Source organism: Cellulomonas dongxiuzhuiae, from assembly GCF_018623035.1.
GTDB classification, from domain to species: Bacteria; Actinomycetota; Actinomycetes; order Actinomycetales; family Cellulomonadaceae; genus Cellulomonas; species Cellulomonas dongxiuzhuiae.
Genome location: NZ_CP076023.1, coordinates 3,052,484 through 3,076,070, shown reverse-complemented (window position 1 = coordinate 3,076,070; position 23,587 = coordinate 3,052,484). Strand labels below are relative to the sequence as shown.

The following is a 23,587-nucleotide window of genomic DNA, read 5'->3' as shown; positions in this document are numbered from 1 at the left end:
GGTCACTTCGCCAGGTCCGGCTGCTCCTCGAGCAGCTCGGTGAGCAGCGAGAGGTCGAACAGGTCGTCGGCCTCGAGCTCGATGCCCGCCGCGGCGAGCGTCCGCAGGTTCTGCTCGATGAGGTCGTCCGAGATGGTGAACAGGCCGTTCTCCTCCGTCTCGTCGGTGACGATCAGGTCGATCTGGATCGTGGCCTGCTGGATCTCCTTGTCCATGTCGAGCTCGAGGTCGGCCCCGTACTCCTCGACGGCCAGGCGCGCACCCTCCTCGGGGTCGGCGACCGCGTCCTTCCACCCGCGGATCTCCGCGGCGAGGAACGCCTTCACCTTCTCCGGCTCGTTCTCGATCATCTCCTGCGTCGTCACGACGGACTCCGCGACGAACGGCAGGCCGTTGTCCGCGAAGAGCAGGTTGGTGACCGCGTTGCCCTCGGCCTCGACCGTGATGGACTCGTTGGTCACGTACGCGAGGAACCCGTCGACCTCGCCGTTGACCAGCGGCGACGGGTCGTACTCGACCGGCACCTTGGTGACCTCGGCCGGGTCGATCTCGTTGATCGCGAGCAGCGCGTCGAACAGCGCCTCGTTGGGGCCCGCCTGCACGCCGATGCGCTTGCCCTTGAGGTCCTCGGGCGTCGCGATGTCACCGCCGTCCGTGAGCGACAGGATCGTGAACGGGTTGCGCTGGAACGTCGTCCCGACGATCTTGAGCGGAGCGTCCTCCTCCGCCACGACCTGTCCGACCGAGATCGCGTTGGACAGGCCGAAGTCGGCGCCCCCGGACAGCACGATCGACTCCGTGGCGCCCGGGCCGGCGTTGAGGGTCACGGAGCTGAAGCCCGCGTCCTCGAAGTAGCCCTTGCTGTCGGCGAAGAACTCGCCCGCGAACTCGGCGTTCTTGATCCACGAGAGCTGGACCGTGATGTCGCCGTGGTCGGCACCGTCCGCGCCGGCGTCCTCGCCCGCCTCGGCGTCGGCGCCGGACGAGCAGGCACCCAGGACGAGCGCGAGGGCCGCGCCCGCGGCCGCGAAGCCGGTGAACCGCGTGCGGTGCGCGCGCCGGGGAAGCTGGGGGAGGGTCATCGGCACTCCATCTGGGGGGACGGGCGCGAGGGGGTCGCGCGCTGCGGTGAAACAGGTGTTGCGCGCGGTGACGCTACGGACGCGGCGTGTCGGCTCGTGTCGCGGTTCATGTCCCCGGTGTAAACGCCGCCCCTCGACGGTCACGGTTCGGTCTCGTCGACCGTCCAGGAGCATTCCGCCGGTGCCGGTACCGGTCAGTAGGCGGTGCGTGCCGCCTGCGCGAGCCAGGCGTCGAACGGGCGCGTGCACCCCGGCAGCCGCAGCTCCTGCACGCGTGTGCGGTCCCACGTGCTCCGGTCGACGGCGAGGAGCTCGTAGAACGCGGAGTCGTCGAACCCGCCGCGGCTCGCGTCGTGGCGGTCCGCGGCGAACACCACGCGGTCCAGCCGTGTCCACAGGCTCGCGGCCAGGCACATGGGGCACGGCTCGCACGACGTGTAGAGCGTCATGCCGTCGAGCGCGAACGTCCCGGCGGCGCGGCACGCGGCGCGGATGGCCTGCACCTCGGCGTGGGCCGTCGGGTCCAGGTCGCGCGTGACGCGGTTCTGCCCGACGGCCACCTCGATCCCGTCCGCGACGACGACGGCGCCGAACGGTCCGCCGCCCTGGGCGACGTTGGCGGCCGCGAGGTCGACCGCGCGGCGCAGCCACCGGGCGTCGGCGTCGGTCGGCAGGTCGGCGCGCGCGGGGACCGGCCGGTCGGCCGGTGCGGCGGTGCGACGGGTGGTGCCCACGGGGTCGATGACGATCGACATGGTGACTCCTCTCGATGTCCTGCCTCGAGGGTGCGGTCGCCCTGTTTCGGCGCCGTTACCCTCGCGCGCCGGTTCTCGAAACATTTATTTCGTAACGTCGCAGCATGCTGGACCAGGCCGCGGAGGTCGTCCGCCGCCTCGACGCCGGTCAACGCGTCGTGGCGGCGACGGTCGTGCGTGTCGAGGGCAGCGCGCCGCGTGCGGTCGGGTCGTCGTTCCTCGTGGGGTCGGACGGCACCGTGGCGGGCAGCGTGTCGGGCGGGTGCGTGGAGTCGGACCTCGTCGAGCGCAGCAGGGGGTTGCTCGACGGGGGGCCGGCGCACGTCGTGACGTACGGGGTCGGCGACGACCTCGGTGCACCGGGACTCACGTGCGGCGGGACGATCACGGTGCTGGTCCACGAGGTGACGGCGCTCCCCGAGGGCGCGTTGCACCAGGTGCGCCGCGCCGCCGAGGGCCTCGACGCGTGCCTGCTGCTCGACGAGCAGGGACGTGTCTGCGCCGACGCGCCGCTCGTCACGCTGCGCACGCCGGCCGCGCACCCGCTGCTCGTCGTCGGCGCGGGCGAGCACGCGGTCGCGCTCACACGCCTGGCCGCGGCCTGCGGGCTCGCCGTCACGGTGCTCGACCAGCGCCCGCTGTTCGCGACCAAGGAGCGCTTCCCCGACGCCTACGCGGTGGTCCGCGACTGGCCCGACCGCTGGCTGGCCGCGCACCCGCTGACGGCCGCGCACGCGGTCGCCGTCCTGACGCACGACCAGCGCGTCGACGTCCCGACCCTCACGGCGGCGCTCGCCTCACCCGCCCGGTACGTCGGGGCGATGGGCTCGCGGACCACGCACGCGCGCCGCGTCGAGGCGCTGCGCGCGGCCGGGGTGGGCCCCGACGCGCTGGCACGCCTGCGCTCACCCATCGGCCTCGACCTGGGCGGCTCGACGCCCGAGGAGGTCGCGCTGTCCATCCTGGCGGAGGTCGTCATGGCACGTCACGGCGCCACGGGCCGGCCCCTGTCGACGACGACGGCGGCGATCCACCCCCGCTGACGGCGGCCGGCGCCCGCCACCCGGCGCTGCGTCGTCGACCAAGTGTGCTGAGGACGACCAGGACCGGTCTCGACGTCAGCCTCGACGGGCGACCCCTCGACGCTGAAGTGGTCACACCTGGACGGCCGGGGCCGAGAGGTGGTCACAGGCGTGACCACTTCCGCAGACGGGTCAGTGCAGGAGCCGCCAGAGGCGGTCCTTCGTCATCGGGATCTCGTGCGGGCGGACGCCCAGCGCGTCGCGGACCGCGTTGGCCAGGGCGGGGGCGACCGGGTTGTACGGCGCCTCGCTCATGGACTTGGCCCCGTGCGGGCCCAGGCCGTCGCGGGTGCGGGCCAGCAGGACGCGCGTCGGGGGGACGTCGGCCATCTGCGGGACGCGGTAGCCACGGAACGTCCGAGAGGTCACGACGCCACCGTGCAGCACGGTCTCCTCCTGCAGCGCCGACCCGATGCCCTGCGCGACGCCGCCCTCGATCTGCCCGCGCAGCTGCTCGGGGTTGAGGACGACGCCGGCGTCGGCGGCCTGCGCCGACTGCAGGACGCGGACCGTCCCCGTCGCGGTGTCGACCGCGACGCGGAAGCCGTGCACGTTGAACGCGACCGACCGGGGGCTGCCGTGGTGCGACCCCTCGGCGGTGCGGGGGCCGAGCTCGGCGAACGTCACCAGGTGGTCGCCCACGTGCACACCGTCGGGTCCGACGACGACCGACGCAGCCCCGTCGTCGGACGTCGCACCGGCACCGACCACCGCGCACGCCGCCGCGACCAGGTCCGCGCGCACCCGCGCCGCGGCCTGCGCCACCGCCCGGCCCGCGACCACGGACCCCGTCGACCCGTACGCGCCGGTGTCGAACCCGGACCCGTCGGTGTCCGACTGCCGCAGCCGCACGCGGTCCGGCGTCGTGCCCAGCGCGGTCGCGACGAGCTGCACGTGCACCGTCGACGTGCCGTTGCCGAACTCCGCGGTGCCGACCCCGACCTCGTACCGCCCGTCGGCGTCGACCGACACGGTCGCGGTCGAGTGGTGGCCGCGTGGCGGGATCGTCGCGATCATCGCGACCGCCATGCCCTCGCCCACGCGCCACCGGCCACCGGCCGGCACGAGCGCGGCGTCGCCCGCCCGCGTCGTGGCCAGCGCGTCCTCGACGAGGTCGAGGCACTCGAGCAGCCCGTACGACGGGGTGTCGTCGTCCGGCCCGGCCACGCCGTACCCGAGGTCCGTCGTCGTGTCGGCGTGGTTGACCAGGAACGGGTCACCGGGACGCACGACGTTGCGTCGCCGCAGCTCGAACGGGTCCAGCCCCACCTCGCGCGCGAGCTCGTCCATCGCGGACTCGAGCCCGAACAGCACCTGACCCAGCCCGTAGCCGCGGAACGCGCCCGACGGCAGCTGGTGGGTGTACACCGCCTCGGCGTCGACGCGCTTGGCCGCGCAGCGGTACTGCGCGACCGACTCGTGGATGCCGTGGAACAGCACGCCCGGCGCGTGGTTGCCGTACGCGCCGGTGTCGGTCAGCACGTCGAGGCGCATCGCGGTCAGGCGGCCGTCGGCGTCGGCGCCCAGCGTGACCGCGACGCGCACCGGGTGACGGCAGGGCGCCAGCGCGAGCTCGTCCTCGCGCGTCATCTCGTACTGCACCGGCCGGCCCGTGCGCAGCACCGCGAGCGTCACGAGGTCCTCGGTGAGCAGCTCCTGCTTCCCCCCGAACCCGCCCCCGACGCGCGCGGCGACGACCCGCACGCGCTCGCGGTCCAGGCCGAACACGTGGCACAGCTCGTCGCGCACGAGGAACGGGACCTGCGTGCTGGTGCGGACCACGAGCCGCCCGTCGTCGTCGAGCCACCCCACGGCCGCGTGCGTCTCGAGCGCGGCGTGCGACACGCGGGCCGTACGCCACGTGCCCCGCACGACGTGCGCGGACGCCGCCAGCGCGCCGGCCACGTCACCGACCTCGCCGTGGCTCGCGGCGACGACGTTGCGCGACGGGTCGGCGATGCGGGACGTGGCGGCGTCCTTGTCGCCGTGCACCAGCGGGGCACCCGGGCGGCGCGCCTCCTCGGGGTCGAGGACCGCCGGCAGCGGCTCGTAGGTGACGTCGATGAGCGCGCACGCGGCGCGCGCGAGTGTGGGCGAGTCCGCGACGACCGCCGCGACGCGCTGCCCGTGGAACCGCACGACGTCGTCGAGGACGCGCGTGTCGTCCGGGTCGTCCGTGCGGTGCTGGTGGCGGCCCGTCGAGAACAGGACGTCCGGGGAGTCGCGGTGCGTGAGGACCAGGTGCACGCCCGGCAGGGCCCGGGCGCGGCTCGTGTCGACCGACAGGATCCGCGCGTGCACGTGCGGCGAGCCGAGCACCGCCAGGTGCAGCAGGCCCGCGGGCGGCTCGTCGAGCGTGAACGGCTCGCGCCCGCACACCAGGCGCCGGCCGGCGGGGACGGCCACGGAGTCGCCCACGCCGCCGTCGCGCACGACATTCGTCTTGCCGGCCAGCGCGTCGCGCACCGAGCGGTACCCGGTGCAGCGGCACAGGTTGCCCTTGAACCGGCGGACGAGCGTCTCCTCGTCGAGGTGCACGTGCCCGTCGTCGTCGGCCAGCGCGGTCGCCGTGACGACCATGCCGGCGGTGCAGAAGCCGCACTGGAAGCCCTGCGCGTCGACGAACGCCTGCTGCACGGGGCTCAGCGCGTCGGGCGTGCCGAGCCCGGCGGCCGTGGTGACCTCGGCGTCGAGCGCCCGCACCGCCGGCACCAGGCAGGAGTGGCGGGCCTGCCCGTCGACGAGGACCGTGCACGCACCGCAGTCGCCCGCGTCGCAGCCCTTCCTCACCGCGACGTGCCCCTCCTGGCGCAGGAACGTGCGCAGGCACTGGCCGGGTTCGGGCACCGCGGTCACGTCGCGGCCGTCGACCCTCACGCGGCCACCTCGGCGAGCACCTCGTGCGCGAGCAGGGTCGTCACGGCGCGTCGCCAGTCCGGCGCGCCGTGCAGGTCGTCGTACCACTCGAGCCCCGTCAGGACCCCGTCGACCTGCGCGGACGTGGGCGGGGACGCGAACCGGTGCTGCACGGGACGGGGCGTCGCGGCCGTCACCGTGAGCGTCACGGTGCCGTCGGCGTCGCGCCGGGCCACGACGAGCGACGACGAGCGCCCCACCGCCGTCAGCGCGATCTGCCGCACCGCGGCACGCGCCTCCAGCGCGTGCGTCGGGACGTCGAACGCCCGCAGCACCTCACCCGGTGCGAGCGTCGTGCGGCCGGGCCCGACGACGAGGTCGGCGACCGCCTCGCGTCGCTCCCCGCCGTCGGGCGTCCAGACGACGGCGACCGCGTCGAGACCGGCGAGCAGGCTCGTCATGGCACCCGCGGGCAGCGCGAGCGCGACGTTGCCGCCGACCGTCGCCTGCGCCTGGACCTTGAACGACATCAGCAGCGCGTCCACGCACGCGGCGACCGTCGGCCACGCGTTCCACGCGGGATCGGGGGCGTGGGACGCGAGCTGCTCGACCGTGCACGTCGCGGCGACCCGCAGCCCCGCGGCCGTGCGCGCGACCGGCTCCCACCCCAGCGACATGAGGTCCACCAGACCCGTCACGCCCGGCTGCGGCTCCGAGAAGAGCCACGTGCCGCCCGCGAGCGGCCGCTCGCCGGGGGCCAGGCGCAGGTCGGCGCGCGTGCGAGCCGCGCGCAGGGACGTCACCGCGAGGTCCATCAGCGCGCCTCGACCTCACCGAGCGTGCGGTACGCCGAGTCGATCGCGGCGACCCGCTGCTCGCCCGTGCGTCCGCGACGCGCCAGCACCGCGTCGGCCAGCGCGGCGACGACCGACGACGCGGCCGCGTAGGAGTCGAACGCGCCGCGGGCCTGCACCGGGCACTCCAGCCACCACGTCGCGTACGCCGCCAGGGCCTGCGCCGTGGGGTCGGCGAGCAGCACCACGGGCGTCCCGCCGGCGCGCAGCCGCTCGGCGAGCGCCCGCACGCCCGGCGGCCGGCGGCGGAACGCGACCAGCACGACCGCGTCCTGCGGGGACAGGTCCACGACGTCCTCGGACCACGACTGCCCCGGCTGGGGGAGCAGCGTGACGTGCGGACGGACCTGCGTGAGCTGCTGGCGCAGGTGCAGCGCAACGGGATAGCTGCTGCGCAGGCCCACGACGAGGACGCGCGGCGCGTGCGCGAGCAGGTCGGCGACCGCGTCCAGGTGCGCCGCGAGGCCCGTGACGGCCGCGCGCACGGCCGCGGCCTCGGTCGCGGCGTGCGCGTCGAGGTCCGGGGCGTCGCCGAGCACGACCGGCAGCCCGTGCTGGCGCAGCCCGCGCACGTGGTCGCGCACCTGCGTGAAGTCCTCGAAGCCGAGGTCGCGGAACAGCCGGCTCATGGTCGCCTTCGACACCCCCGCGAGAGTGGCCAGCTCGGCCGCGGTGTACGTCGCGAGGTCGCCGAAGTGCTCGAGCAGCGCGTCGGCGCCCCGGCGCTCCTGCGGGGGCAGCTCGGGGTAGCGCACCGCCACGCGCTCGTCGAGGCGCAGGCCGTGCACGTCCGCGAGCCCGGGGACCGGCGGTGCGACGCCCGCGGTCACCGTGGGCGTCGTCATGCCGGGGCCCCGACCGGTGCCGAGGGCGCTGCGCGGCCCGTCCGGGCGTCCGTCGCGACGGCGCGCACGGCGGTCGTGAACGCGTCGAGCCCGGCGGCCACGTCGACCTCGCGGACCGCCTCGGCGGGGTGGTGGCTGATGCCGTCGTGGCAGCGGACGAACAGCATGCCGACATCGGTGACCGCGGACACCGCCATGCCGTCGTGCCCCGCGCGGCTCCACAGGTCCATCGGGTCGGTGTCACCCGTGGCGACGACGCCGGCGCGCAGTGCCGCGCGCAGCCGGCCCGCGCAGGGTGTCGCGGGCGCCTCGTACAGGTCGGTGACGTGCACGCCCAGGCCGCGGGCCGTGCACAGGGCCTCGATGCCGGTCAGGAGCGTGGTGCGCATGGCGTCGCGCTCGTCGTCGTCGACCGCCCGCAGGTCGACCGAGAACACCGCACGCCCGGGGATCACGTTGACGGCCCCCGGCTCGACCGCGAGCTGCCCGACGGTCGCGATCGCGCCCGAGTCCCGCACCGTGCGCTCGACGAGCACGATCGCCTCGGCCGCGCCGACGAGCGCGTCGCGCCGCCGCGGGTAGGGCGTCCCGCCCGCGTGCCGCGCCTCGCCGACGACCTCGACGCGGAACCGCCGGGCCCCCGCGATCGACGTCACGACGCCCAGCGAGCGGTCCGCCTCCTCGAGCAGGGGGCCCTGCTCGATGTGCGCCTCCAGGTAGCCGACGAGCTCGTCGGACGTGCGCGCGGCCGTGGCGATCAGCGTCGGGTCGAGGCCGAAGTCGCGTGCCGCCTGCGCCAGGGTCGTGCCGCTCGCGTCGCGCAGGTCCCACCAGGCCGGGTCCCACGTGCCGGCGAGCGCGCGCGAGCCCAGCAGCGCGGTGCCGAAGCGTGCGCCCTCCTCGTCGCTGAACGCGACGACCTCGAGCGCGCACGGCCACGTCGCGACCTCGTCGCCCAGCCGCTCGACGACGGCCAGCGCCATGAGGACGCCGAGCATGCCGTCGTACCGCCCGGCGTCGGGCACGGTGTCGAGGTGCGAGCCCAGGAGGAGGGCCGGCAGGCCGGGCTCACGGCCCTCGACGCGTCCGCACAGGTTGCCGGCCTGGTCGCGCCACGTCCGCAGACCCGCCGTCGTCATCCAGCCCTCGACGAGCCGGTGCGCGGCCGCCAGCGCGGGCGTCAGGTGCGCGCGCTCGAGGTGGTCGGGGTGGTCGCTGCACGCCGCGAGCGCGTCGCAGCGGGCCAGGACCTCGCGCGCCGTCGTCACGCGGCCCACACCTCCTGCGCGGCGCTCACGCCGCCACCGGCCGGCACCGCCACCCCGTGCCGGCGCAGCACGTGCTCGAGGGCCGCGAGCGTCGTCAGGACGGCGTCCTTGCGCGCGTTGTAGCCCATCGTGCCGATGCGCCAGACGCGCCCGTGCAGCGGGCCGAACGACGTCCCGATCTCGATCGCGAAGTCGTCGAGCATCGTCGCGCGGACGGCGTCGGCGACCACGCCGTCGGGCACCTGCACCGCGACCACGTTGTGCATGCGGTGCGTGGGGTCGCCGAACACCTGCAGCCCCAGCCCCTGCACGCCCGCGAGCATCGCGGCCCCGGCGCGACGGTGGCGCTCGACGGTCGCGTCCAGCCCGTCCTCGAGCACGATGCGCGCGCACTCGTGCGCCGCGTACAGCATCGACGTGGCCTCGGTGTGGTGGTTGAGCCGGCGCGGGCCCCAGTAGTCGAGGAGCTGCGCGAGGTCCAGGTAGTTGGAGCCGATGACGGTGCCGCGCGGCTCGTCGTCGTCGGTGCGCAGGCCCTCCTCGACGTGCCGACGTGCCCCGACCGCGTCGCGGGCGCGGTCGGACAGCGTGGTGGGTGCGCTGCCCGAGGGCCCGCCGAGGCACTTCTGCAGCCCGGCCGTGACGACGTCGAGCTGCCAGTCGTCGGTGCGCACGTCGTTGCCGCCCAGGGACGCGGTCGCGTCGACGTAGAGCAGGGCGTCGTGCTCGGCGCAGACGGCGCCGATGTCGGCGAGCGGCTGACGCATCGTCGTCGAGGTGTCGCCGTGGACGACGGCCACCAGCCGGGGGCGGTGGGCGCGCACGGCGTCGGCGACGCGCTGCGGCTCGACGACCTGCCCCCACGGCGCCTCGACCGTCTCCACCCGGGCGCCGGCGCGGCGCGCGATCTCGACCAGGAGGTGCCCGAAGCGCCCGAACACCGGCACCAGCACGCGGTCGCCCGGTTCGACGAGCGACACGACCGCCGCCTCGATCGCGGCGCGCGCGGTGCCGTCGACGAGCAGCGTCGCGTCGTTGGCCGTGCGGAACACCTGGCGGTACAGGTCCTGGGTCGCGTTCATGTACCCCGTCATCACCGGGTCGAACTGCCCGACCAGCGGCGCCGACATCGCCCGCAGCACGCGCGGGTCGGCGCTGATCGGACCCGGTCCCATGAGCAGGCGGTGCGGGGGGTGCAGGGTCATGTGCGGCACGCTACGAAACGACCGTTTCACCGACGTTTCCGCCAGGTGCGTGGGGGGTCACGTCCGGGAGAGCAGGCGGCCGGTGCCCGCGGTGACCGCACCGTCGCGCGCCACGACGCGCCCGCGCAGCACCGTCGCGGTGACCGACGCCGACAGCGCGAGGCCGTCGTACGCGCTGATGGGGTTGCGGTGCGCGAGGGTCCGCACGTCGACGTGCAGCGGCACCCGCGGGTCGAGCACCAGGACGTCCGCGTCCGCACCCGGCGTCAGGCGGCCCTTGTGCGTCAGGCCGACGAGGTCCGCGGTGGACGTCGACATCCAGCGGCTGACCTGCGCGATGTCGATGCCGCGCGCCAGCGCCCCGTGCGCGACGGCCTGGAAGCCCACCTGCAGGCCCGCGACGCCGCCCCACGCCTGCTGCAGGTCCCCGTCGCCGCGCAGCTTCTCGGCCGCGGTCGCGGGGGAGTGGTCCGTGACGACGACGTCGACGACCCCCGACCGCAGGCCGTCCCACAGCGCCTCACGGTTGCCCGCGTCGCGGATCGGCGGGCAGCACTTGTGCGCGGGTGACGCGTCGGGGATCGCGTCGGCGTCGAACGTCAGGTAGTGCGGGCACGTCTCGACCGTCACGGGCAGGCCCTCGGCGCGCGCGTCGGCCAGCAGGTCCAGCGCGCGGGCGCTCGACAGGTGCAGGACGTGCACGCGGCAGCCCGTCGCGCGGGCGCCGGCGACGACGCGCGCGATCGCCGCGGTCTCCGCCTCGTGCGGGCGCGACGCCACGAAGTCGCGGTACGCGCCGCCCGGGCGCACGGGGGCGGCGTCGAGGACCGCCGGGTCCTCGGCGTGCACGATGACCAGGCCGTCGAACGCGGCGACCGTGCGCAGCGCCGCCTCGAAGCCTGCGGGCCCCAGCGGTGGGAACTCGTCGACGCCCGAGGGCGACAGGAAGCACTTGAAGCCCATGACGCCCGCGTCCCACAGCGGACGCAGGTCGTCGAGGTTGCCCGGCACGGCGCCGCCCCACAGCGCCACGTCCACCGAGAGCTGTCCCGTCGCGGCGCGGCGCTTGGCCGCGAGCCCGTGCGTCGTCGTCGTGGGCGGGATGCTGTTGAGCGGCATGTCGACGAGCGTCGTGACGCCGCCGAGGGCCGCCGCACGCGTCGCGGACGCAAATCCCTCCCAGGCCGTGCGGCCCGGCTCGTTGACGTGCACGTGGGTGTCGACGACCCCGGGCAGGACGTACGCGTGGTCCGGCGCGGTGAGGACCGGGCCCTCCGCCGGGTCGTCGAACGCCCCGACCCCGACCACGCGACCGTCGGCGACGTGCAGGGTCGCGGGGCGCAGGGCACCGTCGACGAGCACCTGCCGGCCGCGGACGGCGACGAGGAGGTCGCCGGGCACCGGGCCCGGCAGCGCGGTCGGCGGGTCGTGCGGAACCGTCGTCGTCATCGTCGCCCCTTCAGACGAAGCCGGGCACGGACGCCCAGACGTGCGGCACGGGCGTGTCACCTTCGCGGTGCAGCGCCGCCTCGATCAGGCCGTACGGGCGGTCGGCGGCATGGAACACCTCGTTCGGGTTGTCGAGCCCGAACGGTTCGAGGTCGACGAGGACGTGGTGCTTGTTGGGGCACGACAGCCGCACCTCCGCGACGTCGGCGCAGGACTCCAGCACCGCCCGGCCCATCTCGTAGATCGTGTGCTGCAGCGCGAGCGAGTGGACCTGCGCGAACGTCGCCAGCAGCAGGTCGCGCACCACCGGGTAGCGCGCGTCGAAGTCCACGTCCGGGTCGGCCCACCGCCACCACGCCGTCACGGACGTCGCCAGCACGCGGTCCTTGGTCTCCGGGAGCGTCGTGTAGGTGTCGCGCGGGAACCCCCAGAACTCCGACCCGGTCGACTTGAGCACGGTCGCGCCCGTGAACCCCGAGAGCACGTGCACGTCGTCGCGGTCGACGTGCACGACGGTGCGGCGCGTCTCGCGGCCCGTGCGGACGAACGCGTGGTCGTGCGCCTGGCCGTCGACGGCGATGCGGTCCCACGCGTGCACGTCGGCCACGAACCGTCCGCCCGTCACCTGCTCGAACCCGTCGACGAAGTGGCGGGCCAGCCGCAGCAGGAATCGTTCCGGCGACCCGACGCCGTGCTGCCGAGCGAACGCGTACACCGTGTTCTTCTGCGTGTCCGTCGCCACGACGTGCGCGTTGTCGCCCGCCGTGTGGCAGGCCGTGAAGTCCCCGCGCAGCTGCGTGGTCACCGTGAGGTCCTCGATCTCGTGCACCGGGGTGTCGCGCGTGACCCGCACGAGCCGCACCTCGGCCTTCCCGTACTGGTTGGTGCCCAGGACGACGTCTCCCGCGGCCATGTCAGCTCCCTCGGTACGTGGTGTAGGCGAACGGGCTCAGCAGCAGCGCCAGGTGGTAGTGCGGCTGCGTGCCGTCGACGAGGACCTCCAGGTGGACCGCGGCGTGCACGGTCGCGACCTCGGCGGCGGCGAACCAGTCGCCCGTCGCGAAGCGCAGGCCGTAGGTGCCCGTGACCAGCGTGGTCGTCCAGGACAGGCGGCCGTCGGCGTCGGTGCGACCCGCCTCCAGGACGGCGCCGTCCGCGGCCAGCAGCGTGACGTCGAGCCCCGCGGCGGGTCGGCCGACGACGGCGTCGAGGACGTGCGTCGAGCAGGTGGTCATGCGACGTGCCCCGGTGCCGGGCGGGAGGCCGGGGTCGCGGCGGGCCCCGCCGCGTCGGTCGGCGCGGTGACCAGCCCGGCGAGCCGCAGGGCGGCGATCTCGCGCAGCTGCTGCGCGGTGACCTCGGCCTCGGTCGCGTGGTCGTGCGTCAGCCGCTGCTCGAGGAGGGCGAGGATCTCGGCGCTGCTGCGGCCCGCGGCGCGGACCAGGAACACGCGCCCGAAGCGGCGCTCGTAGCGCGCGTTGCCCGCGGCGAGCCGCGCGGCGACGTCGGTGTCCGTCGCGTCGACACCGGCCTGCTCGCGCGCCGACATCGCCGCCGTGGCACCGGGCCGCCGGTGGCGGTCGCCGATGCGGGGGTGGTCGGCGAGCGCCTGCGCGACGTCCCGCGGCCCCCAGGCCAGTGCCTGCACCCCGGCGTGCGCGTGCAGGTCCGCCACGGATGCGTACGGGCGCGCGGCCACGACCGCTGCTGCCCACCACGGCACGTCGGCGCAGGTCCGCACCAGCGCGAGCGCCTCCGCCTCGGGCAGTGCGTCGAACTCCTCCAGCAGCATCGGCGTGTCCTCTCACCCGCGGCCGACCGTAGGCGGGCGATGTGTCACCGAGGGAAACGGCTGTTTCAGCCGCGTGAATACCTGCCGTGGGGGGTGTCGCGCCGGGAGCTCACGCCCCGACCGTGAGGACGCGCGCCAGCGCGAGGAGCGCGCGGTCACGCCCGGGGGCGGCCACCAGGCACACCCCGACGGGCGGTGCCGCACGTACGCCCACCCCGGGGAACCCGGCCACGTCGTGCGGGGCTTCGGCGGACGGGCGGGGGCCGAGCGGTGTGGGCAGGGTGACGGCCGGGAGGCCCCCGAGCCCGGCGATGCAGGTCAGTCGCAGGGTCGCGGTACGCACCGCGTCGAGGGCGCCGGGCTCGGGGCGGGGGGCCACGGACGACGCGGCGGGGAGCACGAGCACGTCGTCACCGACGAGGTCGAGCAGCCGGTCGCGGATCGTCTCGCGGCGCACGGCCGCGGCAGCACCCGCCTCGTCGTCGATCGCCGACGCGGCGGCGAACCGGCCGGCCACGTCGGCCCCCAGCGCGCCCGGGTGCGCGCGGACCCACGCGCCGTGCGCGTGCCATGCCTCCCACCCCTGCCGGACGCGGAACACCTCGGCCCAGCCCGCGAGGTCGACGTCGTCCCACCGGTCCGTGCGCGTGGCGCCGGCGTGCTCCGCGAAGGCGGCGACGCGCGCGGCGACGTCCGCGTCCGCGTGGGCGAGCAGCGCCCGGCTCACGACGAGGCGCGGGGACCCGCCGGGCGGCGCTGTGTCGGGCGGCAGCAGGACGTCGCCCACGGCCGCGAGCAGGTCGGCGTCCCGCGTCAGCCAGCCCACGGTGTCGAACGTGGGCGCGAGCGGGACCAGCCCCGTCGTGGGGACCGCGCCGTGGGTCGTGCGGATGCCGTGGAGGCCCTGGTAGGACGCGGGCACGCGGATCGAGCCGCCCGTGTCGGTGCCCAGGCCGACGTCGGCCTGCCCCAGCGCGACCGCCGCTGCCGACCCCGACGAGGACCCGCCCGGCACCCGCCCGGGCGCCCGCGGGTTCGGCGCCGCACCGCTGTGGGCGTTGGTGCCGGCGAGGGAGTAGGCGAGCTCGTCGGTCCGGGCCACGCCGCGCACGTCGGCACCCGCCGCGAGCAGCCGGTCGACCGCGGCGGCGTGCCGGGGCTCGACGGACGCACCCGCGAGCCACGTCGGGTTGCCGGCGCCGACACGCTGACCGGCCACGGCGAACATGTCCTTGACCGCGACGGTCCGCCGCGCGAGGGGGCCGTCGGCTGCTCCGACGATCAGCGGATCGGCGAGGACGCGCCAGACGCGTGCGTCGAACGCCGGCGCGGGGGCGTGCACGTGCGCGGCGGCGACGACCCAGCCGGCGGGCCCGCGCTCCCAGAGCTGCGTCTGCTGCCCCCGCCCGCCGCCGAGCGGCTCGGTGACGGCGAGCACCAGTGCGTGGTCGTCGTCGAGCGTGCGCACGTGCACCTCGACGAGCCGGCGCGCGGGCGCCCCGCCGCGCGTCCCCCGGAACGCGGCGATCTCGTCGTGCCCGACCAGGAGACCCGTCGCGTCGCCGCGCAGGGTGTCCGGCCCGGGGGCGAAGAGGCGGTCGAGAGCGTCGAGGTCGTCCGTGGCCAGCGCCGTCTCGTACGCGCGCAGGGCCACGAGCAGCCCGGAGGGCGGGTCGGTCCTCATGCGCGGGGGACGACGTCGCAGGTCTGCCCCGGCGTCGGGTGCGGGAGGGCGGCGGCGCGCAGGGGGCCGGTACGGGCGTCGAGCAGCATGGCGGAACTGTAGGGGCCCGGGTGACGGCCGTGTCGCGTCGCGCACAGGAGGGGCGGCGTGGGCGCGTGCGGCGGTCCTTCGACGGCGTCCAGCCGACCCCAGGTCCTGCCGGCCCAGGGTGCGTCCACAGATCCGCCCCCGCCCCGCACCGCGGCGGGCCTGCGGTGGAGGCTCGCTCGGTGCGCGAACCCGCGCACCGACGACGGCGGACGGAGACCCGGGTGCAGCGGGGACGCAGAGCGGTGGTGGTCGGGGTCGTGGGGGCCGCCGGCGGGGTGGGCGCGTCGACGCTCGCGGCGCTCGTCGCGCGCCGGCTGTCGCGCACGACGTCGACCGCCCTCGTCGACCTCGACCGCGGCGCCGGTGGCCTGGACGTCGTCGTCGGCATCGAGGAGGTCGACGGGGCGCGGTGGCCCGACCTGCACGGCGCGGGCGGTGACGTGCGCGGCTCCGACGTCGTCGCGGTGCTGCCACGTTGGGGCGCGTGCGCGGTGCTGTCGGCGGACCGCACACGCCCGACCGCGGTCGAGCCCGGTGTGCGTCTCGACGTCCTGCACGCGCTGGCCTGCGAGGTCGGGGCGCTCGTGCTGGATCTCGACCGCGGGACGGTCGTCGATGGCGACGCGCCCCTCGCGGCGTGCGACGCGGTCGTCGTCGCGGCACGGACGGACCTGCGCTGCGTCGCGGGCACGCTCGCGCTGCGGCCGCGCCTCGACCAGGCGGCGACCCGGCGGGGCCTGGTGGTGCGCGCCGGAGCGTCGGCTGCCCTCGGTGCGCGCGACGTCGAGGCCGCGAGCGGCCTGGAGGTCTGGCACGTGGCACGTCACGACCGCGCGCTGGCGACCCGCGCCGAACGCGTCGGACCGGGCGGGCGCGGTCCGGCCGCGCGGTCCGCGGACGCCGTCGTGCGGCGCCTCGGGATCGCGCCGTGAGGGCGGCCGTCGACCAGGCGCCGGCGCCGCACGGCGCGCGGGGCAGCGCCGCACCCGCGCGTCGTGCGGCGCCGGCCGCCGTGGTCGCGCACGTGCGCGACGCGATGCGCACGCAACCCACCGGCAGCGCAGGGCTCCCCGCGCTCGTGGACGCGGCGCTGCGGGCCCACGGGACCCTGCTGGGACCTGTGCCCCTCGCCGAGACGGTGCGGTCCGTCGCCGACGAGCTGCTCGGCGCCGGCGCGCTGCAGCCGTGGCTCGACGACCCCGCCGTCACCGACGTCCTCGTCAACGGGCCGCGGGACGTGTGGGTCGAGCGGGCCGGAGCCCTCGTGCGTGTCATCGTGGACCTCGGCGCGCCCGCCGACGTCCGGGCGCTCGCGGTGCGGCTGGCCGCCGCCGCAGGACGCCGGCTGGACGACGCCGCGCCGACCGTCGACGCGCGTCTGCCCGACGGCACGCGCCTGCACGCGGTGCTGCCGCCGCTGGCCGAGACGTGCACCGTGCTGAGCCTGCGGGTCGTGCGACCCCGGGCGTTCACCCTCGCGGAGCTGGTGGGCGCGGGCGCCGTGGCCCCCGTGCTCGTGCCGGTGCTGCAGGGTCTGGTCGCGTGCCGGGCCAACCTCCTCGTCTCCGGTGCGACCGGCGCCGGCAAGACCACGCTGCTGGCGGCGCTGCTGTCGCAGGTGCCGCACGACGAGCGCGTCGTCCTGGTCGAGGAGGCAGGTGAGCTCGTCGCCGACCACCCGCACGTGGTGCGTCTGACGAGCCGCCCGCCGAACGTCGACGGTGCCGGCGGGATCGACCTGGCCGACTTGGTGCGCCAGGCCCTGCGGATGCGCCCCGACCGGATCGTCCTGGGGGAGTGCCGCGGCGCCGAGGTCCGCGAGGTCCTCGCCGCGCTGAACACCGGCCACGAGGGCGGGTGCGCCACGCTGCACGCCAACACCGCGGCCGACGTGCCGGCCCGCCTCGAGGCGCTCGCCGCGCTCGCCGGCCTCGACCGTGCAGCCGTGGCCGCGCAGGCGGCCAGCGCCGTCGACGCCGTGCTGCACGTCCGGCGGGTCCGGCGTGGTCCCGACGCCGGCCGTCGGTACCTCGCGGAGATCGGCGTCGTCGGACGCGGCGACGACGGGAGCCTGCGGGTGACGACCGCCGTGGAGGTCGGCGAGGACGGGCGGGTGCGGTCGGGCCCGGGGTGGGCCCGGCTCGCGGCGCGCACCGAGGTGGAGGTGTGAGGGGGCACGGTCGGCGCGCTCGGTTCCGGGGTGCACCGTGAGCGTGGTCGTCGGGGTCCTGGTGGCACTGGCCGTCCTCGCGCTGGCGGGACCGGGCGCCCGGCGGGGGAGGTCGGGGGCCCCGGGCCGGGGCGTCCTGTCGCCCCCAGGGCGACTCGTGGACCGTGCGGCGCCGAGCCGACGGCGCGGACCGGGACGGTGGCGTCGGACGCGCGTGACGCGTACCGAGCAGGCCGACCTCCCGGGCATGCTGCACGCCGTGGCCGCGCAGGTGCGCGCCGGTGTCCCGCCAGGCACGGCGTGGGCCGGGGTGCTCGGTTCACCCGTCGACCGGCAGGTCCCCGAGCTCGAGGTGGTGGTCGCGGCCGTCGGTGGTGCGTCCGACCAGCGGGCGCGCGCCCGGGCGGTCGTCGCCGGGGCGCACGTCGCCGCCGAGACGGGTGCGCCCCTGGCCGACGTGCTCGAGCACCTGGCCGACGCCGCCGCGGCCGACGCCGAGCAGGCGGGTGAGCTCGCGGCCGCGCTGGCAGGCCCGCGGGCGACCGCGCGCGTGCTCACCTCGCTCCCGGTCCTCGGGCTGCTGGTCGGCAGCGCCATGGGGGCGCGGCCGTGGCAGGTGCTCACGGACGGCGGCCTCGGGAGCGTCCTGGGCATGACGGGCGTCGCGCTGGTCCTCGCCGGACGCGCGTGGGTCGGGGCGCTGCTGCGGCGGGCGGCGACGCCGTGAGCCCTGTCGAGGCGGGGGTCCTCGTGGCGGTGTGCGCCCTCGTCGCGCTGCTCCCGTGGGCCGCGGTGTGGCGCAGCGCGGGCGTGCCGGCCGCTGCCCGGAGGCATGCCGGGTGGGTCCGTGCCGCGATGGGCCTCCGTCCCGACCGCTCGGGTGCGCCGTCGGGCCCGCTCGACCCCGCGTTCGTCCTCGACGTGTGCGCCGCGGCCGTGCGCGGCGGGGCGCCCGTACCGACGGCGCTCGTGGTGACCGGCCGGCACCTCGGCGAGGAGGAGGGGGACGCCCTCGTGCGCGCCGGGACCGCGCTGGGGCTCGGCGCGCCCTGGGAGGCCGCCTGGGCCGGTGCGCCGCCGTCGATCGCGGCGCTCGCGCGGGCGCTGCGGGTCGGGTGGGACGCGGGGGCGTCACCCGCACCGCAGCTGCGGGCTGCGGCCGCGGGGCTGCGACGCGAGCACCGTGCGCGCGTCCGCGCCGCCGCGGGCGCGCTCGGGGTACGGCTGACGCTGCCGCTCGGTCTGTGCTTCCTCCCGGCCTTCGTGCTGCTCGGGCTCGTTCCCGTGGTCCTGGGGCTCGCCGGGGATCTCCGGGGAGCGGGGCCGTGACCGCTGCCGGGCTCCACGGGCGTAGGCCGCCCGACGGTGAGCCGCCCACAGGCACCGGCGCGGTGCACCCGGTCCACGGATCCCGGGGGCACTCGACCACGTCGGGCTCCGGCCGCCCGAGGCTCGTCCCAGGCGCCACGAGGGTGCCGGCCCGCACGAGCGGACCAGGTCGACGGACGAAGGAGCAGAGGCGATGGGACACGAGACGAGGAGCCGGGTCGCGCGCGCGGCGTGGCGGCGGACGGCACAGCGAGCGGCGTCCGTGGCTGGGCGGCTGCGCGGCACGCGGGGACGTCCGGACGACGCGGGGATGGCGACGGCGGAGTACGCGATCGCGACCCTGGCGGCGGTCGGGTTCGCCGGCGTGCTGGTCGTCGTGCTGAAGGGGAACGAGGTGAAGGGCCTGCTCTCGGGGATCGTGCGGCAGGCGCTCGGCGGATGACCGGACGGCGCCGCGACCCACGGACGGTCGCCCGGACCGCCCGGACCGACAGGGCCGGCCGGACCGCCCGGACCGGCCCGGACGGCCAGGACGCCCGGTGCGCCGGGGACGCCCCGGTCACCAGGGTCGGCCCGCACGACCGCCCCGATCGCGGCGCCGTCACCGCTGAGCTCGCCGTCGGCATGGTCGCGGTGGCAGCGGTGCTGGCCGCTGTGCTCGCGACCGGCGCCGCGACGCTGACCCGCCTCACCTGCATCGACGCGGCTCGCACGGGCGCCCGGGTGGCGGCGCTGGGGGAGTCGGACGGCGAGGTGGTCGCCGCTGCACGGCACGTCCTCGGTGGCCGGGGCGGCGACGTGCGCGTCGCCCGCGAGGACCGCTGGGTCACCGTCACGGTGAGCGCGCCGTTCACGGCGTGGCCCGCGGCCGGTGCCCGTGCGCGGGCCACGGCCACGAGCTGGGCCGAGCCGTGAGGCCGCCGACGTGCCGGCGCGCGGAGCCACCGCACGGACGGCGCGCCGACGTCGATCACCGTCCCGGCTCGCGCGCACCGGGCCCGGTGCGGGACGCGGGATCCGGCGCGGTGCTCGTGCTCGCGGTGGTGGCGGTCGCGCTGTCGCTGGTGCTCGCCGCGGGGCTGGTCGGGTCGGCCCACGTCATGGCCGCGACGGCGGCCACGGCCGCGGACCTCGCCGCGCTCGCGGCCGCCCAGCACGTCGCGGACGGTGGCGCTGACCCCTGCGCGCAGGCTGCCGTGGCCGCCCGCCGCAACGGCGCGCCCATGACCTCGTGCACACCGGGGCCGGCGGGCGACGTCACGGTCCGGGTACGCGTGACCTCCGCCATCGGCAATGCTCGCGACGTCGCCCGCGCCGGCCCCCGCCCGCGCCGGCCCCCGCCCGCGCCGACCCGTCGCCCGCGCCGGCCCCCGCCCGCCCGCTCCTCCCGGTGAGATGTCGATCCGGTTCGGGCGGTGACGGGATTGCTCTCTCGGCGGGGAGGGTGGGGTCAGGGGGTGGCGTGGGTGAGGACCGTGGTGAGGAGGCGGAGGGCGCCCGCCTTGTCGAGCGGCTCGTTGGCGTTGCCGCACTTGGGGGACTGCACGCACGCGGGGCACCCCGTGGCGCACGGGCACGCGGCGATCGCGTCGCGCGTCGCGGTGAGCCACACCGGGCCGAGCTCGAAGCCGCGCTCGGCGAAGCCCGCACCACCCGGGTGCCCGTCGTGCACGAAGACCGTCGCGTGACCGGTGTCCGGGTGGACGAGCGTGGAGAGCCCGCCCAGGTCCCAGCGGTCGCACGTCGCGAGCAGCGGCAGCAGACCGATCGACGCGTGCTCCGCGGCGTGCAGGGCGCCCGGCGCGACCTCGAGCGTCACGCCGGCCTCCGCCAGCACCTCGGGCGGCGCCGTCCACCAGACCGCGCTCGTCCGCAGCGTCCGGGCCGGCAGGTCGAGCTCGTGCGTCGAGAGCACCTGCAGGTCCGGGATGCGGCGGCGCTGGTAGCCGACCACCTGCGTCGTGACGTCCACCTGCCCGTAGCTCCACGTCAGCGGGCCCCAGTCGACCTGCCGCTCGACGTCGACGACCGTCGTCGAGGTGACCCACCGCGCCCACGTGCCGTGGTCGACGTCGCGGCGCGTGGCCAGCGCGGCGCCGTCCTCCAGGTGCAGCTCGTCCACGACGTACGTCACGCCCAGGTGCACGTAGACGGCCCCCGGGTGGACGGTCGCGTCGGCCGACGCGGCGTCGACCGTGCCCAGCAGCCGCCCGGTGGCGGTCTCGACGACGCGGACCGGCTCGCCCCCGGCACCCCGCAGGTCCGTCATGCGGCTCGCCGGCTCCGCGTGCGTCCAGTACCAGCCGGACGCGCGCCGGCGCAGGATGCCGCGCTCGGTGAGCTCGGTGAGCAGCTCGAGCGCCCGCGGGCCGAACAGGTCCAGCTCCTCGGCGCGCAGCGGACGCTCGGCGGCGGCCGCGCACAGGTGCGGTGCCAGGACGTACGGGTTGCCGGGATCGAACACGGTCGCCTCGACGGGGGCGTCGAGCGCCGCCTCGGGATGGTGGACGAGGTAGGTGTCCAGGGGGTCCTCGCGCGCCACGAGCACGACGAGACCGTCCGCGCCCGCCCGGCCCGCGCGCCCGGCCTGCTGCCACAGCGACACGCGCGTCCCGGGCCACCCCGCGATGAGCACCGCGTCCAGGCCGGAGATGTCCACGCCCAGCTCGAGCGCGTTCGTCGTGGCCAGTGCGCGCAGGTGTCCGTCGCGGATGGCGCGCTCGAGCGCACGGCGCTCCTCGGGGAGGTAGCCGCCGCGGTACGACGACACCAGCGAGGACAGCGTCGGGTCGACGGCCGCGAGGTGGTCCCGGGTCGCGGCGGCGACGGACTCCGCCCCGCGCCGGGAGCGGGTGAACGCCAGCACGCGCGCACCGGCCGCGACGAGGTCGGCGAGCAGGTCCGCGACCTCGGCGGTGGCGGTGCGACGGGGCCGGTCGGGCGGGACGGCGACGAGGCGCTCACCCGTGCCCACCGGGCCCGAGCCCTCCGGTGCGGGCGCCGACCCGGCGGCGGGTCCGGGCGCCCCCGCCCCGCCCGGCTCACCGCTCACACCGGCCCCACCGCTCCCGCCAGTCCCCCCGCCGCCAGTCCCACCGTTCCCGGCGGCCCCACCGCGGTCATCCGGCCCCTCGGGACCCACGGCGTCCTGCGCGGAGCCGTCGCCCGCCGGCACGGTGATGACCGTCGACCACGGGTCCTCGGCCGGCAGCAGCGCGGCCCACGGGCTGTCGCTGCCGGGCAGCTCGGGTGGCTGCCACAGCACGACGGTCTTGCGGCCGGCCGGCGAGGTGTCCTCGGTCACCGCGTGCACGTCGGCCGGCGTCACACCCAGGAGGCGGGCGGCGCTCGCGGCCGGATCGGACGTCGTCGCCGACGCCAGGACGACCACGGGCGCGGCGCCGTAGGCCGCGGCGAGGCGTCGCAGCCGCCGCAGGACCAGCGCGACGTGCGCACCGAACAGGCCCCGGAACGCGTGGCACTCGTCGACGACCACGTACGCCAGCGACGACAGCAGCCGGGACCACGAGCCGTGCGCGGGCAGCAGCGCGAAGTGCAGGAAGTCGGGGTTGGTCAGGACGACGTCGGCGTGCTCGCGGACCCACCGCCGCTCGTCGCGCGACGTGTCGCCGTCGCACGTGGCGACCCGCACGTCCCGCGTGCCGGCCGCGACCAGCAGCCGTTCCAGGCCGGCCAGCTGGTCGGCCGCGAGCGCCTTGGTCGGGCTCAGGTACAGCACGGTGGGGCGACGGGCCACCGACTCGATGCGTCCGGGGTCCAGGAGCGTGCCCGCGGCACCGCGTCGGACCGCCGACAGCGCGGGCAGCCAGAACGCGAGCGACTTGCCCGAGCCGGTCGACGTCGCCAGCACCGTGTGCCGGCCCGACCAGGCCGCGTCGGCCGCGTCCACCTGGTGCGCCCAGGGGCGGTCGACGCCCATCGTGCGGTACCCGCGCACGAGGTCGCCGTCCGCCCACGTCGGCCAGTCCGCGCGCACGCCGGCACGCGCGGGCAGCTCGCGCACGTGGGTCGCCCGGTCGGCGCGCCGCCCACCGGCGAGCAGCACGTCGAGCAGCACGCCGGGATCCACCACCCGATCCTCCCACCGCCCCGCCCGTCACCCGGCCCGCCCGTCACCCGGCCCGCCCGCGTCCCGCCGCGCCCGTGACCCGCCCGTCCGTCGCCCACGGCCCGTGGGGCGCCGCTCGGCACGCGCACGCCCGGCGCGGTGCGCGAGGCGGGTGTGGTCGGCCCCGACGTGGGGCAGGATCGGCGCGTGGGCGTCATCGACCTGAACGCGGACCTCGGCGAGGGCGAGGGGCCGTGGCGCCTCGAGCCGCCCGCCGACGCCGCGCTGCTCGACCTGGTGTCGAGCGCCAACGTCGCGACGGGCTACCACGGGGGCGACGCCGCGACGATGGCGCTGACCTGCGCGGGGGCCGTGGCGCGCGGCGTCGCGGTCGGCGCGCACCCGTCGTACGACGACCGCGAGGGCTTCGGCCGTCGGCGGTTCGACGTCCCGCCGGCCGTGCTCCGCGCGCAGGTGGCCTACCAGGTGGGCGCGCTGCTGGCGGTCGCGACGTCCGTCGGCGCGCGCGTGACGCACGTCAAGCCGCACGGCGCCCTGTACAACGCGGTCGTGCACGACGAGGACCAGGCGCAGGCCGTCGTCGAGGCGGTGGCCGCGACCGACCCGACGCTCACGCTGCTCGGGCTGCCGGGCTCGCGCGTGCTCGCCCTCGCGCGTGCGGCGGGACTGCGGGTCATGACCGAGGCGTTCGTCGACCGCGGGTACGCGCCGGACGGCACGCTCGTCCCGCGCGGGCGGCCGGGCGCGCTCGTCGTCGACCCCGACGAGGCCGCGTCCCGCGCCGTGCGGATGGCCGTCGAGGGCGTCGTCGTCGCTGTCGACGGGTCGGTCGTGGAGCTGACGCCCGGCTCGCTGTGCGTGCACTCGGACACGCCCGGGGCCGTGGGGATCGCCAGGGCGGTGCGCGCCGCCCTCGCGGCCGCGGCGGTCGACGTCCGGCCGTTCACCGACGCCACCCACCCCGGCCGCGAGCCGGGCGGTGGCCCCGCGGGTCCGGTCGTGCGGGACGACGCGGACCGGCGCGCGAGGCCCTGAC

At 76.9% G+C, this 23,587-nt stretch carries 22 protein-coding genes; 9 read left to right on the top strand and 13 right to left on the bottom strand.

The features are described from left to right. Nucleotides 1–2: 2 nt before the first annotated feature. Entirely contained in the window at nucleotides 3–1,082 is a 1,080-nt protein-coding gene (locus KKR89_RS13830) for an ABC transporter substrate-binding protein (RefSeq protein ID WP_208195942.1), read from the bottom strand. 194 nt (nucleotides 1,083–1,276) lie between these two features. Next, on the bottom strand, nucleotides 1,277–1,837 hold the full coding sequence (locus tag KKR89_RS13825) for a nucleoside deaminase (RefSeq protein WP_208195941.1): 561 nt from the start codon (nucleotides 1,835–1,837) through the stop codon (nucleotides 1,277–1,279). A 104-nt stretch (nucleotides 1,838–1,941) separates the two neighbouring features. Between KKR89_RS13825 and KKR89_RS13820 the strand changes: the two genes are divergently transcribed. Beyond that, on the top strand, nucleotides 1,942–2,880 hold the full coding sequence (locus KKR89_RS13820) for an XdhC family protein (protein WP_208195940.1): 939 nt from the start codon (nucleotides 1,942–1,944) through the stop codon (nucleotides 2,878–2,880). 171 nt (nucleotides 2,881–3,051) lie between these two features. Here the strand turns inward: KKR89_RS13820 and KKR89_RS13815 are convergent, their stop codons facing one another. The 10 genes from KKR89_RS13815 to KKR89_RS13770 all read right to left on the bottom strand — a co-directional run bounded on the left by KKR89_RS13815 (nucleotide 3,052) and on the right by KKR89_RS13770 (nucleotide 14,872). Further along, entirely contained in the window at nucleotides 3,052–5,796 is a 2,745-nt protein-coding gene (locus tag KKR89_RS13815) for a molybdopterin-dependent oxidoreductase (RefSeq protein ID WP_208195939.1), read from the bottom strand. Continuing rightward, nucleotides 5,793–6,590, bottom strand: a complete 798-nt coding sequence (locus tag KKR89_RS13810; RefSeq protein ID WP_208195938.1) for an FAD binding domain-containing protein — start codon at nucleotides 6,588–6,590, stop codon at nucleotides 5,793–5,795. The genes KKR89_RS13815 and KKR89_RS13810 overlap by 4 nt, the downstream gene beginning before the upstream one ends. Beyond that, a complete protein-coding gene (locus KKR89_RS13805; RefSeq protein ID WP_208195937.1) occupies nucleotides 6,590–7,474 on the bottom strand; it encodes a MurR/RpiR family transcriptional regulator in 885 nt (294 codons plus the stop codon). Before KKR89_RS13805 ends, KKR89_RS13810 begins: the two co-directional genes overlap by 1 nt. Beyond that, a complete protein-coding gene (locus KKR89_RS13800) occupies nucleotides 7,471–8,742 on the bottom strand; it encodes an allantoate amidohydrolase (RefSeq protein WP_208195936.1) in 1,272 nt (423 codons plus the stop codon). Before KKR89_RS13800 ends, KKR89_RS13805 begins: the two co-directional genes overlap by 4 nt. After that, nucleotides 8,739–9,947 carry a pyridoxal-phosphate-dependent aminotransferase family protein gene (locus tag KKR89_RS13795; protein ID WP_208195935.1) on the bottom strand — a complete coding sequence of 403 codons (1,209 nt, stop codon included), beginning with the start codon at nucleotides 9,945–9,947 and terminating at the stop codon, nucleotides 8,739–8,741. The genes KKR89_RS13800 and KKR89_RS13795 overlap by 4 nt, the downstream gene beginning before the upstream one ends. A gap of 57 nt (nucleotides 9,948–10,004) precedes the next feature. Continuing rightward, nucleotides 10,005–11,396, bottom strand: a complete 1,392-nt coding sequence (allB, locus tag KKR89_RS13790) for an allantoinase AllB (RefSeq protein WP_208195934.1) — start codon at nucleotides 11,394–11,396, stop codon at nucleotides 10,005–10,007. 10 nt (nucleotides 11,397–11,406) lie between these two features. Beyond that, nucleotides 11,407–12,309 carry a factor-independent urate hydroxylase gene (pucL, locus tag KKR89_RS13785; RefSeq protein WP_208195933.1) on the bottom strand — a complete coding sequence of 301 codons (903 nt, stop codon included), beginning with the start codon at nucleotides 12,307–12,309 and terminating at the stop codon, nucleotides 11,407–11,409. A 1-nt stretch (nucleotide 12,310) separates the two neighbouring features. Continuing rightward, a complete protein-coding gene (gene uraH, locus KKR89_RS13780) occupies nucleotides 12,311–12,631 on the bottom strand; it encodes a hydroxyisourate hydrolase (RefSeq protein WP_208195932.1) in 321 nt (106 codons plus the stop codon). Further along, nucleotides 12,628–13,188: a 2-oxo-4-hydroxy-4-carboxy-5-ureidoimidazoline decarboxylase gene (uraD, locus tag KKR89_RS13775; protein WP_208195931.1), complete on the bottom strand. Its 561-nt coding sequence runs from the start codon at nucleotides 13,186–13,188 to the stop codon at nucleotides 12,628–12,630. Before uraD ends, uraH begins: the two co-directional genes overlap by 4 nt. A gap of 109 nt (nucleotides 13,189–13,297) precedes the next feature. Then, complete coding sequence (locus KKR89_RS13770) at nucleotides 13,298–14,872, bottom strand: AtzH-like domain-containing protein (protein ID WP_208195930.1); 1,575 nt, start codon at nucleotides 14,870–14,872, stop codon at nucleotides 13,298–13,300. A gap of 311 nt (nucleotides 14,873–15,183) precedes the next feature. On the opposite strand from KKR89_RS13770, the gene KKR89_RS13765 reads away from it, so the two are divergent. From KKR89_RS13765 to KKR89_RS13735, 7 genes are all read left to right on the top strand, one after another. Further along, on the top strand, nucleotides 15,184–15,894 hold the full coding sequence (locus tag KKR89_RS13765; protein WP_243882623.1) for a pilus assembly protein FlpE: 711 nt from the start codon (nucleotides 15,184–15,186) through the stop codon (nucleotides 15,892–15,894). Next, the gene (locus KKR89_RS13760; protein ID WP_372438570.1) at nucleotides 15,891–17,132 is read left to right on the top strand and encodes a TadA family conjugal transfer-associated ATPase; all 1,242 of its coding nucleotides are present in this window, start codon (nucleotides 15,891–15,893) and stop codon (nucleotides 17,130–17,132) included. Before KKR89_RS13765 ends, KKR89_RS13760 begins: the two co-directional genes overlap by 4 nt. Nucleotides 17,133–17,346: 214 nt before the next feature. Then, complete coding sequence (locus KKR89_RS13755; RefSeq protein WP_251140894.1) at nucleotides 17,347–17,859, top strand: type II secretion system F family protein; 513 nt, start codon at nucleotides 17,347–17,349, stop codon at nucleotides 17,857–17,859. Next, on the top strand, nucleotides 17,856–18,461 hold the full coding sequence (locus KKR89_RS13750; protein ID WP_208195929.1) for a type II secretion system F family protein: 606 nt from the start codon (nucleotides 17,856–17,858) through the stop codon (nucleotides 18,459–18,461). The genes KKR89_RS13755 and KKR89_RS13750 overlap by 4 nt, the downstream gene beginning before the upstream one ends. 193 nt (nucleotides 18,462–18,654) lie before the next feature. Continuing rightward, nucleotides 18,655–18,903: a DUF4244 domain-containing protein gene (locus KKR89_RS13745; protein WP_208195928.1), complete on the top strand. Its 249-nt coding sequence runs from the start codon at nucleotides 18,655–18,657 to the stop codon at nucleotides 18,901–18,903. Next, nucleotides 18,900–19,376 (top strand): TadE family type IV pilus minor pilin, encoded by a 477-nt coding sequence (locus tag KKR89_RS18590; protein WP_307802213.1) that lies wholly within the window; start codon nucleotides 18,900–18,902, stop codon nucleotides 19,374–19,376. Before KKR89_RS13745 ends, KKR89_RS18590 begins: the two co-directional genes overlap by 4 nt. 86 nt (nucleotides 19,377–19,462) lie before the next feature. Then, nucleotides 19,463–19,855, top strand: a complete 393-nt coding sequence (locus tag KKR89_RS13735) for an Rv3654c family TadE-like protein (RefSeq protein ID WP_208195926.1) — start codon at nucleotides 19,463–19,465, stop codon at nucleotides 19,853–19,855. A 56-nt stretch (nucleotides 19,856–19,911) separates the two neighbouring features. On the opposite strand, the gene KKR89_RS13730 is transcribed toward KKR89_RS13735, so the two are convergent. Continuing rightward, nucleotides 19,912–22,551 (bottom strand): DEAD/DEAH box helicase, encoded by a 2,640-nt coding sequence (locus KKR89_RS13730; protein WP_208195925.1) that lies wholly within the window; start codon nucleotides 22,549–22,551, stop codon nucleotides 19,912–19,914. Nucleotides 22,552–22,737: 186 nt separating this feature from the next. On the opposite strand from KKR89_RS13730, the gene KKR89_RS13725 reads away from it, so the two are divergent. Next, nucleotides 22,738–23,586 carry a LamB/YcsF family protein gene (locus KKR89_RS13725; protein WP_208195924.1) on the top strand — a complete coding sequence of 283 codons (849 nt, stop codon included), beginning with the start codon at nucleotides 22,738–22,740 and terminating at the stop codon, nucleotides 23,584–23,586. Nucleotide 23,587 lies beyond the last annotated feature (1 nt).

What these genes read in the sequence shown, in the direction of transcription:
- KKR89_RS13830 (WP_208195942.1), bottom strand. Translation starts at nt 1,082, where the DNA reads ATGACCCTCCCCCAGCTTCCCCGGCGCGCGCACCGCACGCGGTTCACC.
- KKR89_RS13825 (WP_208195941.1), bottom strand. Translation starts at nt 1,837, where the DNA reads ATGTCGATCGTCATCGACCCCGTGGGCACCACCCGTCGCACCGCCGCA.
- KKR89_RS13820 (WP_208195940.1), top strand. Translation starts at nt 1,942, where the DNA reads ATGCTGGACCAGGCCGCGGAGGTCGTCCGCCGCCTCGACGCCGGTCAA.
- KKR89_RS13810 (WP_208195938.1), bottom strand. Translation starts at nt 6,590, where the DNA reads ATGGACCTCGCGGTGACGTCCCTGCGCGCGGCTCGCACGCGCGCCGAC.
- KKR89_RS13805 (WP_208195937.1), bottom strand. Translation starts at nt 7,474, where the DNA reads ATGACGACGCCCACGGTGACCGCGGGCGTCGCACCGCCGGTCCCCGGG.
- KKR89_RS13795 (WP_208195935.1), bottom strand. Translation starts at nt 9,947, where the DNA reads ATGACCCTGCACCCCCCGCACCGCCTGCTCATGGGACCGGGTCCGATC.
- allB (WP_208195934.1), bottom strand. Translation starts at nt 11,396, where the DNA reads ATGACGACGACGGTTCCGCACGACCCGCCGACCGCGCTGCCGGGCCCG.
- pucL (WP_208195933.1), bottom strand. Translation starts at nt 12,309, where the DNA reads ATGGCCGCGGGAGACGTCGTCCTGGGCACCAACCAGTACGGGAAGGCC.
- uraH (WP_208195932.1), bottom strand. Translation starts at nt 12,631, where the DNA reads ATGACCACCTGCTCGACGCACGTCCTCGACGCCGTCGTCGGCCGACCC.
- uraD (WP_208195931.1), bottom strand. Translation starts at nt 13,188, where the DNA reads ATGCTGCTGGAGGAGTTCGACGCACTGCCCGAGGCGGAGGCGCTCGCG.
- KKR89_RS13770 (WP_208195930.1), bottom strand. Translation starts at nt 14,872, where the DNA reads ATGAGGACCGACCCGCCCTCCGGGCTGCTCGTGGCCCTGCGCGCGTAC.
- KKR89_RS13745 (WP_208195928.1), top strand. Translation starts at nt 18,655, where the DNA reads ATGGGACACGAGACGAGGAGCCGGGTCGCGCGCGCGGCGTGGCGGCGG.
- KKR89_RS18590 (WP_307802213.1), top strand. Translation starts at nt 18,900, where the DNA reads ATGACCGGACGGCGCCGCGACCCACGGACGGTCGCCCGGACCGCCCGG.